This is a genomic window from Endozoicomonas arenosclerae, assembly GCF_001562015.1.
Lineage (GTDB): Bacteria > Pseudomonadota > Gammaproteobacteria > Pseudomonadales > Endozoicomonadaceae > Endozoicomonas_A > Endozoicomonas_A arenosclerae.
The window spans coordinates 1-10841 of record NZ_LASA01000179.1 but is presented as its reverse complement, the minus strand read 5'-3'; the positions used below and the strand labels follow the sequence as shown (position 1 = coordinate 10841).

Sequence of the window (10841 nt, the reverse complement as noted above, 5' to 3'; positions counted from 1 at the left end):
TTCTTTACAAGAATATCTCTGTCTGTCAGGCTGTGAATCGTCCTTGCCTTGGCGGGTTATGTCTGAGCTGGCACAGTGTGGGCATTTCACCCCGTCAGGCCAGCGAATCTGGCGTATCTGTTCAAAGCACTTGGCGTTGTCGAGGAGGTCATAAAGTTTCATGACACTTTTGTACAAGAAAACGTCTTCTATTCATAGTCAAATAACTCGTCCTCAACCAGCTCCCCAGAATCCATTAAGAGCCAAGGCCAGATTGTATCCCGCATCCTTGGCTTCAAGCACCAGGTTATGCTCATCCTTACGTTTGGATTTGATTTTTACATTGCCTTCGCTCAGAGCAACCAGCTCCTTATATACCTGCCCTTTGTCGTTCACAGATTTTGGAATCCAATAACGAATGCCGCCAGACAACATGACATCCACACCGGTAGCCAGCATGTCTTCAGCTATCTGGTTTTCCATAGAGCGGTGAGCACGGTGAGATGCGAAAGAGGCAGGTGTCGCATGAGTCAAGCGAGTGTCAGATATCAGACCCGTGGCTTTACCCATTTTCCTGGCTTTTTCAAGAACGGTCTCTGCCGGGTTGCCTTCGTGATCCAGACCGATGGCTTCGGAAGGTGATGCCTTACCGGTTGCCAGCTGGCTGGCAGAACTGGCGGAATCGACAACCACAGAACCATAGGGGTAAGTCATAGACAATCCAACGGTACCGGCATTGGAAAGAGTTGCCATAGCGGTTTTACCATCCTTGTAGATGGAGCTGGGAGCCAGGCGAGCGTAGCTTTCGAGCATACTGAGCTGCTGTGGGCCCATACCGTCACCAATCATCAGGATGATGTTTTTGGCTTTGTCGGCATCGGCCATGGCATTGAAGGAAGCTGCAGCAATGGATAAAGCCAGAGTGCAGGTGCGTTTTCTGAGCTTCATTGTGTACTCCGTTATACATTTATTGTTTTTCTTGGGTGTGATTCTGCTAATTCTTGTTAGCACATCTATCGAACGGACGATATTAGAGTCTTTTCCTTTTACATATGCAATAAAAATCCGTACCTTTGTATCCCCCTGAATCAGACACTGAACAAATACCATGTGCTCCTGGTAGAGCCTCACAAACATCAAGTGTCTGAACTTCCAGAGAATAAAGAAAAAAATGGAGAATCGACATGAAGTCGTATCGGCAGTGCTTGCTGTTTTTTGTCGCACTACTTTCTATGTTAAGTAGTTCGATTCAAGCTGCTCCTCGTGAAACGGTGACACTATGCAGTGATAAAGCCTATTGGTTTCCTTTTACCTATCTGAGAGATTACCGTGCAGCGGGATTGTTCATAGATATGATCAAAGAAGTTGGGTTGCGCACCCATACCCGTTTTGTGATCAGGCCGGCAAACTGGACCCGTTGTCTCAGGTTAGCCAGGCAGGGGAAGGTGGATGGTATTTTGGGAGCGTCGTATAAAGAGGAACGGGCTCAATGGATGTATTATCCCGATGATGCTACCTCCAGCAAACCATCGTCTTTCAGTATGAGCCTGGTGGATTATGTAATCGCCACACCTTTAGGTAGTCAATATCGTTTTAAAGGTGATACTTCCACTTTGCCTGCGCCGGTGCGGGTCCCTAAATCCTACTCGATTGCCAGTGACCTTGAGAAAAAGGGAGTAGACGTCAAAGCCAGTTTCGCCAGTGACAGGGCAGCCTTATTGAGTCTGGTGAAACAGAAGAATGGCTCCGCAGCATTGTTGGGCAGTATTGCAAATCAGCTGGCTGTCAGTGATGGTTTTCTGAAAGGGCAATACCAGATCCAGTCTGTAAAATTAAAAGCCAAGGATTATTTCCTGACTTTCTCCCATAAAAGTGCAGTGTCAGAGGATAAAAGGGATGAGCTTTGGGGGGCTCTGAAATCAGTCAGAAGTGATGACGTGCTGATGTCGCATCTCTATGAGAATTATGCGGACAGTGACAGTTAATGGCAGATTATGGCCAGCCTTCCAAAGGTAAGCTGGCCATACAGCTGTTCAGAGCGGTTTAGAACGGGAACTTCTTGCCACCGCCGGGAGGCAGCATGCCGCCCATTCCGCCAGCACCGCCTGGCATCTGACCTTTCATGCCACCCAGACCGCGCATCAGTTTGTTCATGCCGCCTTTTTTGGTGACTTTCTTCATCATCTTGCTCATCTGCTTGTGCTGTTTGATCAGACGATTGATGTCCTGAATCTGGGTACCGGAACCGCTGGCAATACGCTTTTTGCGAGAGCCGTTCATGATGTCCGGGTTAGCGCGTTCTGCCGGCGTCATGGAGTTGATGATGGCTTCCATCTGGACAAAAATCTTATTGTCCACTTGACCGGCCATGTTGGAAGGCATACCTGGCATGCCAGGCAACTTGTCCATAACGCCAGCAAGACCACCCATTTTCTTCATTTGCTGAAGTTGATCACGGAAGTCTTCCAGGTCAAAGCCCTTGCCCTTTTTCAGCTTACTGGCAAGTTTGTCGGCTTTTTTCTTGTCGAGCTTCTGTTCTGCTTCCTCAATCAGGGAGAGAACGTCACCCATGCCCAGGATTCGGGAGGCGATACGGTCAGGGTGGAAAGGGTCCAGGGCATCGGTTTTCTCACCGACGCCGATAAACTTGATGGGCTTACCGGTAATATGGCGAACAGACAGGGCTGCACCACCACGGGCGTCACCATCGGCTTTGGTCAGGATTACACCGGTCAGGGGCAGGGCATCACCAAAGGCTTTGGCGGTATTGGCAGCATCCTGACCGGTCATGGCGTCAACCACGAACAGGGTTTCTACCGGGTTGATGGCACCGTGCAGGTCCTGGATTTCTTCCATCATGTCGCTGTCGACGTGCAGACGACCTGCAGTATCGACAATAACGACATCGATATGTTTCAGGCGGGCTTCCTGAATAGCGGCAGTGGCAATATCAACCGGCTTTTGTTGAATGTCGGATGGGAAGAACTCAACATCGACTTCTTCTGCCAGAGTTTCCAGCTGTTTGATCGCTGCCGGACGGTATACGTCAGCACTGACCACCAGAACAGATTTTTTGTGACGTTCCTTAAGGAATTTACCCAGTTTGGCCACAGAGGTGGTTTTACCCGCACCCTGAAGACCGGCCATCAGCAGGACCGCAGGTGGCTGGGTAGCCAGGTTCAGCTCGTCATTGGCTTCGCCCATGACCGAGATCAGTTCGGCCTGAACGATCTTAACGAAGGCCTGGCCCGGGCTCAGACTGGACTGGACTTCCTGGCCAATGGCCCGTTCCTTGATCCGGTTGATGAACTCCTTGACCACAGGCAGGGCAACGTCTGCCTCCAGCAGAGCCATACGGACTTCGCGGAGGGTTTCTTTAATGTTGTCTTCAGACAGTTTCGCCTTGCCGGTGACGTTGCGAAGCGTCTGCGACAGGCGTTCGGTTAAATTCTCGAACATCCAGCTACCTTGGGAATACCTTGAAGTAAGGTGTAAATGCGTAATTGAGCCACATTATATCCAATCTCGGGCAAAAGGGGCAGCATTCCACACAGTGCTTCTTTAAAGGTTGGGGTCTGGCTCCATAAACCGTTGCTCAGTGACGGTCTGGCGAGGGCTGCTATAAGCCAGTAGAAGGGAACTTCTAGAGCATATTGTGATCAAAGAGTCAGACCTTTCTATCTTCTAAATGGAAACTTACCCGATCAGAGAGAGATCAACATGGATGTAGGTGCAGTGAGTCATGGTTCGCCGACTGACTTGGGAAATACGCGTGAACAGGGTGGATTCTTATCCTCAGTTTTCAATTGGAAGCCCGTCAGAGCAGTATTCGGGGTTCAGGAATACCTGGGACAACAGGTGTTTCGGATATTTGGGCCGTCCATTCAAAAACTCCTGTACGATCGTGAAACTCTTATCATTAATCCCTCAAATTATTACGCTGTTTATCCCAAAAGCGGGGTTTCTTCTCTTTCTCTTGTCAATGCTCACTGCTGGGACCAGATTGCCCAGCATCTTGATTATGAGGATAGAAAGGCTTTGGCTCTCGTGGATAGGGGAACCCATATGGCCACATTCAGCACCGTTTTCAGCAGGGTCATTAAGGAGCTTCCAAAGAAATACTATGGTGAACAGCACTCATTACCCTTGCCGAGTGAGGAGCAAAAGCAGGAAATGCTTGGTTTCCTGAGAGAGGCTGGGGTGCCTGAGCTGTTAGTAAAGTCTGCTGAAATCAACACTAACACAAAATTACTTTGGACTTTATGCCGGACAGCCAGTAACACTCAGTTTTCAGGAAACAAGGTCAGATCAGTTGCTACGGACAGAGAGTACCCCTGGTCTATACGAGGTGTTTGTAAGCTCTCTGATGGTACACGCGCGATTTTTGGAGGTCATTCTCTTTCACTGATCTGTGTTGATGGTGTGGGAGGGGAACCTGAGAACGCTATTAAAGATGTGGAAATCACTTGTCTCACTGAGTTGCAAGATGGACGTCTATTGGCCTATGAAAATCATGGGCAGTTATTACTTTTCAGCAGGGTTGGCAGATCGGGGCTCAAACTGGAAACATCTTTTCCCGATTGTGAAAAAAGAAGCGAGGACCCCGTATTTCAATTGGATAATGGTTTGCTGGTTTGGTTGTCATTAGATGAAATAGAAGAAATCCAAGGTCAACAGGAGATTGCAGAGCTCAATATCCTGGACATTGAGTCTGGAGAGAGAAAAAGTATTACGCTACCCCAGATTCCCAGCAACTTGATGCCGATTAACGGGAGCAAGGTAATGATTGTCTCTCAAGATTCAGGCATGCCATATACCCTGAGAGTGATCGACTGTTCATCCATTGAGCGGGCAGAAGAAAAAAGCTTCGTCAGTGTTGAGGGTCGAAACTATGGGAGTGATATTTTAGCTCTTAAGGATGACAGGGTTGCTGTTGCAGAAATGCATGGTGTTAGTCTCTGGAATGTCAGTAGAGAAGGGGAACTGCTTCTTCAAAGAAGACTTGAATCTAAAGGATTATTTTCATCAATAAGAGCCTTGTCAGGCGATGACTTAATACAGGTTTTTGCTCAGAGTGGGCTCATTACACTGAGTGAGTGGGATTTAAACTCAGGGAGCGATCATCCAGCTTTGGAGTTTGCGAAAAGGCTTGCCTCAAATCCCGATGGGTTCGGGTTCTCAGCAGATAGTATTGAAAAGTTAGAAGATGGCAGGTGGCTGGTGGAAGGCAGATTGTGGGGAAGTGCCATAATAGAGCCCACCTCGGAGAAGGAAAATCAGTTTCTGGTAACCTATTTATTTGAACCCAGGAGTAGACCCTGGTTTGGGGGTAAACTGATTTCCAGAGATGGGGAGTCCTTCTTTAATCTTTATTCTGTTGATGCAGTTGATAAACCGTCGTTGATTAGGCGCATTTTCAGGTACTGAGTTTTCTTGAATGGGTAACATAATGAGATGACCAAGCCATGATCATCTCATTTTGTTCAAAAGAATCGTCTACTGAATCTGACTGGCCTGATCAAGCCAGCGCTTCAAAGTCTGGGCAACTTCCTGATCAATAGAGGCAGAAGCCAGAACCTGATTCAGGTTTTCCTCAAAGGATTGGATGGCCATAAAGTACCCTCCCTGATTTCTCTCATAGAGACCCATTTCATAGATGGCTACCCACATTTTTTCTTCCCAGTAGCCAGAAGCTGTTGGGTTTACTGAGATAACAAAGGTACTGATGGTCATGGCAATGGTCAGGCTGTCCTGGAGTCGCTGATGATCTTCAGGCAGACCTACCTGATCCAGCCATTGTCTGACGGTGTAGCGGGTATCGCTCAGATATTCCCATATGCAGTCCTCTCCAAGGCAGTGCTTTCTGGGGGAGGGAAGTGCCTGGTCTTTCACCAGACTGATCATCAGGCTCTGGAATTGGCGTGAAGCCTGTGCTTCTTTTGTCCTTTCAGGCTTGACCATAAGTGCCTGCAGATAGTTGCGAACCGTCAGGTTGTACAGGGCGGGCTGGTTCTTTTTCTGCTGTGCCAGTATCTGACTGATAGCCACACCACCAACAGCGCCGCCGGCCAGACCGGCTGCCAGAGCTTTCAGGGTAGGTGAGGAAGAGGGTGTCTGCTGAGTTTGTGTGCTGGCAGATTCTGTTTGAACAGGCCTGTTTTCAGGCAGGGAGTCAGAATGTTCTGAACCTTCGGGACGGCTTCGGAAGCGGCTGAAGGGCGCTGCCTCTCTCTTGCGCAGGTGGGGTTTGTCCTGAAGTACTTCTACCTGCAGTTCCAGTGTGGCTAACCGGTTTCGAAGATTATCCAGGCTGCCTTTATATTCATTGCGTTCCAGACGCTCAATCTTTTCTTGATGCATGCCGGCTTTGCTTTCTTGAGCTGCAACCCTTTTCTCCAGTTTACCCTGTGCATCTTTTTGCTGATCCAGACTTTTTTGAGTTCTCCGATGACTCTGGGAGTACTCTGCCTCCAAGACGGTGAACTTCTCATCCAGTTCAGTAAAGTCTTCCCTAAGGCCTCGAAGCGTATTCTCATTATCAGTGGTTTTGAGCTCCTGCTCCCGTTCGTCCAGTTCTTTTCTGAAACTAGCCAGGCTGTCCTTCACCTCCTGTAACCCCTGTTCTACTACAGGTAGCTTTTTCTCCAGAGAAGCTACCTCTCTGAGCACTTTTTTGGTTTTTACTGCACCATCCTTACTGTATTGAACATTCCTATCAACAGTGGCTACTGCTCCGTCAAACTGACGCTGGCGGCCGGTAATGGCCTGATCCAGAGCTCGAGTATTTTCTTGTTGTGATTCTAGGCTTTGTACCAGTGCGACGGTTTTTCGTTCATTGATTGCCAGTGTATTGTCGATGCCCTTTGCTCTGCGACTTTGTTGATTCATGACCTGCTGTAACTGGTCCTGCTGGTCAGAAAGTTCCCCGGTTTTTCGGTTAATCCCGCCTACGTGGGCAATAGAGTCAGCAAGTTGTTCGTCTACCCACTGATCATGACGTTCTACTACACGCTGGTTGCCTTTAACTACATTTTCGTTGGATTCAATTTGCCGGGTCACTCTTTGCCGGCTCTCTTTCGATCTTGCTGCTAACCATTGAGTGTCTTCTTCTGTGCGGGAGACTGCTTTGGCAGTCTGTTCAGTGGATTCGTCCAGTAATCTTGCTGAAGCAGTAGTGATGACTTCACTGACGAAAGCTTTTGCTGCTGTTTCCTCCACTTTTCTCTCTGTTTCATCCAGAACTTTTTCATTCTGATCCATGGTTCTATAGGCAGACTTCTGATGAGAGCGAGCCAGTGCTTGCTGGTTTTTTACAGACACAGAAAGCTGATCCACTCTCTCATCGGTTTCCATTACTTTCTTTGTGTTGTCGTCTACTACTTTTCTTTGTGCCTCAACCATTACCCCATTGACTACCGATCTTGCATGGGTTTTCTCGATGCCTGCTCTGGTTTGTTCGTTGGCTTGCCTTTGTTGTTCCAGTAAGGATTCACCTTCTTCAAGTTGAGCATTCTGTACCGCTATCTGTTTTTTCATTCTCAACTTCTGATCCTGATGTTCTTCTCTCATTCCAGCGGCTTCTTTCTCATCCTCATAGCTGAGGTAGGGAGATGTTGGGGCTTCTTTGTCATAACTGACGGGCTTTTTCGGTGGCTTTTTGCCACCACCGCCTCCACCCAATGCACCGGTTGGACTGCGTGGTGATCCGTTTGATGATGTTCCACTTCTGCTGGATACTGTTCCCGAGCCCGTCCCGCCGCCATTTCCAGAAGATCGTTGTTTACCGCTTTTTTTCTTTTTCGCGGGAACCTGGCGACCTGATGGAGTGTCTCCGGGAAAGGGGGATTTCAGCCATAGCAGAAAACTTTCACTCAGTGCCAGATGCAGCAGGCCATAAGCGGCACCTTTATTTTCCACTTCATGAAGCTGTCTTCGCAATGCGTCAACAGTGGCCAGTGCAGGTAAATGTTTCGAATCAAAAGGCTGGAAATAAAGCTGGATGTTTAAGGGGTCACTGATGCCGTCATAGACCAGTGTGGTTCCCGAATCAGGATGGCTAATAGCAGTCTGTATTCGGGTCTGCATTAAGTGATGGGTCACTGCTTTGTTTTCTGTAATGGCTGGCCAGTTGGATCTCAGTTGAGGCTCTGGCAAAACAGGTGAGGTAAATTTGGCAAAGGAAACACGCTCCTCGTGAGGTGTATATTGCTCATGATTCCAGGGTTGTTCAGAAGCGGTCGCAGAGGAGGATACTATTTCCGGATTGACTCTGGGGGTGTATGTCAGGTCATTACGTTTGGCGTTGATGGTTTGTAGAATAAAATAGATTTCGTCCAGGACTTCCGGGCTGAGTTCTGACAGGGACTCTCTTTTTTCAAAGGAGGCCTGTAACTCTTCCGGGTTGTAGAGCCAGCCAGAAAGATATTGGTAATCCATCCGAAAATGCTGGTTTCGGCTGTCTATCAAGTTTTTATGGAAGGCTCTGACGCTATTCCACTGGGCATCTGCCTGATGGCTCCATTTGCGGGTACTGATGATTATGAACCTTTCACCCTGTCTTCCTGTCAGTACCAATTCCAGCACAGGTTCTCCTCTCGGTGCACGATCTGTCCGGGATAAGGTTCTCAGGCTTGATCCCTGTAAAGGGCAGGTGCCTGTTTGCAATAAATCGCAAAGGTCCGACTGCAGCTTGTCTATTCGAGCAGGGCTCAGGCTGCGTGCCAGTATCCGGATGCGAGGTTGAAAGGTGTCGTTTAATTTCAGTAGTTCAGTTTGAATGAGTTCCATGCGTTGCAAAAATGTGGAGTCCTTCAACGGTCTAGCTTCAGGTTTGCGTTCCATGTACTTGAAATAGTCGGAGAGAGTCAGGGCTGGGTTAAAGTTAAGCTCCAGGCCGGGAGCTTTCTCATTCCAGCTGGCCGGCATGTGTTGAACCACTGAAAAAATGGCCGCCAGTTCAGGGTATTCAGGTGTAGTGATTAATGCCGGTGTGGTCAGTAAAGGTGAAAAGTGCCCCGCTATTGAATGGGCGGAATGCATCAATCTTTGGGTTGCAGAGAATGTCCGCCAATAACTGTGAACTTGCTGTAGAGCAAAGTCACTGGCTACAGAGAGGGCCCCCTGATCACCATATTCATAGAGGCTTAACAAGCTGTCCATGATCTTGTCCAGGGTGAACAGGAACCAGAAAGAACCCAGTAAAGGGTGGATGCCTGGGGCCAGCTGGCTGAATGCATTGACGCTGGTGCTGACTTTTTCCGTCAATGCATGGCGGCTACCTTCCTGAAGTTGAGCTGTGAGTGTGCCTGTGACCAGTTGATAAGCCTCTTCCGGATTGTCTGGTTCCAACACCGTCATTTCAATAGCTGGCGGGGGCGGCTCAGGTTGGGTTGAGATCGCAAAGAGAACTGGAGCAAACTGCAGCAGAAAGATTGAGAGCAGGCAGGCGCGAAGGGCACTGCTGGATGTACGTGCGAACATGATAATACTTCTCTCTTATTCTTAATCGCTTCTACAGCATCGGCCGCTTTTTTCTACCGGTGCTAAGTTGAAACTCTGAGGGCTTTTAAAAGATAGAAATAAAATCATGATTTACAATTCAAAAATTTCTAGGCTCCTGACCATGAAATTCATTATCCGGCATGGTGTCTGTAGGCCAGATATGACAAACTCTTTCACTATATAGCTGGAAATTGCCTGATACCCTCATGGGCCATGATTTGATTCGCTCATGGCTGTTTCATTTTCAACCCCCTTCATCAGGCAGGCTTCAAGTGGAGGTTTTAACAGATTCAATGAATGTCATGCTCGTCAGTATCGGGGCCATTGTTTTGTATACGGTGGGAATGGTCTGCCAATGGGGAAGGATTACTGGTCGTGGTGGTGCTCGTAATGTGGTGTTGCTGGCTACAACGTTGGGTGCTGTGTTACACACATTTTCACTTTACTTCGCCATCCATACCGGCAAAGGCACAAACCTGGGTATTCTGACCATCAGTTCCCTGACGACCCTTATGGTGACCCTGGTCGTTTTGCTCAGTAGTCTTCGCAAGCCCTCGGAAAGCCTGTTGGTCATGATATTGCCTTTCACCATTATTTCAGTCCTGGCCGCGTGGCTGGCTCCGGTGGAACACATTTTCAGGTCGCCCACACTGATGGTGGTGCATGTTCTTTTATCTGTGCTGGCTTATGGATTGTTAATGGTTGCGGTTTGCCAGTCTCTGTTGCTGGCTTATCAGGAGAAGCAACTCAGAAGTCATAATCAGAAACGCTTGCTAAAAGCTTTACCGCCCCTGCAGACGATGGAAAAACTGCTGTTTGAATTTCTCTCTGTAGGTGTTGTCCTCCTGACGTTGTCATTGATTTCGGGCTTTATCTATATCGATGATATGTTTGCCAAAGAGATGTTGCACAAGACGGTGTTGTCGCTGGTGGCCTGGGTGCTGTTTTCTACCTTGCTGATTGGTCATTGGGTCAACGGCTGGCGTGGGCAAAAAGCCATGCGCTGGACGGTAGCCGGCTTTGTTTTGTTGCTGGTGGCCTATTTTGGCTGGCGCACCGTTGTTGATTTCATTCTCGTCAGATAAACCTTTCTCGAGCAGGGTGTCGAGCCCTGCTTCCTAGGAGCCTGTCGGACTTAACCAGCAAAACAGGTAAAATCCTGATTCCAGTACCAGTAACACTCAAAGCACTATGAATAAGTGGAAGTTCAAACCGGTCGACCGAAACACTCCCGACCTTTTCCCTGCCAGCATCCAGGATTATCTTCCAGAAGGTCATATGGCTCGCTTTGTGGTGGATGTTGTTGACCAGCTCGACCTGTCTCCACTGATCAATTCTTATCGAGGCACAGGATCAAAAGG

The 10841-nt window shown here is 48.4% G+C and carries 7 protein-coding genes; 3 read left to right on the top strand and 4 right to left on the bottom strand.

The genetic code is table 11. The annotated features are described in order from the left end of the window. Together WG89_RS33045 and WG89_RS25880 are read right to left on the bottom strand one after the other, a co-directional pair. Positions 1–162 (bottom strand): transposase (locus WG89_RS33045; protein ID WP_172806677.1); only part of this gene is annotated, 162 nt, incomplete at its 3' end. 51 nt (positions 163–213) lie between these two features. Beyond that, entirely contained in the window at positions 214–927 is a 714-nt protein-coding gene (locus tag WG89_RS25880) for an alkaline phosphatase (RefSeq protein WP_079254061.1), read from the bottom strand. A 236-nt stretch (positions 928–1163) separates the two neighbouring features. Here WG89_RS25880 and WG89_RS25875 point away from each other — a divergent pair, with 236 nt between their 5' ends. After that, the gene (locus WG89_RS25875) at positions 1164–1964 is read left to right on the top strand and encodes a transporter substrate-binding domain-containing protein (RefSeq protein ID WP_062270557.1); all 801 of its coding nucleotides are present in this window, start codon (positions 1164–1166) and stop codon (positions 1962–1964) included. Between the two features lie 58 nt (positions 1965–2022). Here the strand turns inward: WG89_RS25875 and ffh are convergent, their stop codons facing one another. Further along, complete coding sequence (ffh, locus tag WG89_RS25870) at positions 2023–3438, bottom strand: signal recognition particle protein (protein WP_062270556.1); 1416 nt, start codon at positions 3436–3438, stop codon at positions 2023–2025. A gap of 1038 nt (positions 3439–4476) precedes the next feature. On the opposite strand from ffh, the gene WG89_RS30705 reads away from it, so the two are divergent. Continuing rightward, a complete protein-coding gene (locus tag WG89_RS30705; RefSeq protein ID WP_153301828.1) occupies positions 4477–5406 on the top strand; it encodes a hypothetical protein in 930 nt (309 codons plus the stop codon). A gap of 69 nt (positions 5407–5475) precedes the next feature. Here the strand turns inward: WG89_RS30705 and WG89_RS25860 are convergent, their stop codons facing one another. Further along, the gene (locus tag WG89_RS25860) at positions 5476–9459 is read right to left on the bottom strand and encodes a coiled-coil domain-containing protein (protein ID WP_062270554.1); all 3984 of its coding nucleotides are present in this window, start codon (positions 9457–9459) and stop codon (positions 5476–5478) included. Between the two features lie 293 nt (positions 9460–9752). Here WG89_RS25860 and WG89_RS25855 point away from each other — a divergent pair, with 293 nt between their 5' ends. Further along, positions 9753–10565: a cytochrome C assembly family protein gene (locus WG89_RS25855; RefSeq protein WP_172806917.1), complete on the top strand. Its 813-nt coding sequence runs from the start codon at positions 9753–9755 to the stop codon at positions 10563–10565. Positions 10566–10841 lie beyond the last annotated feature (276 nt).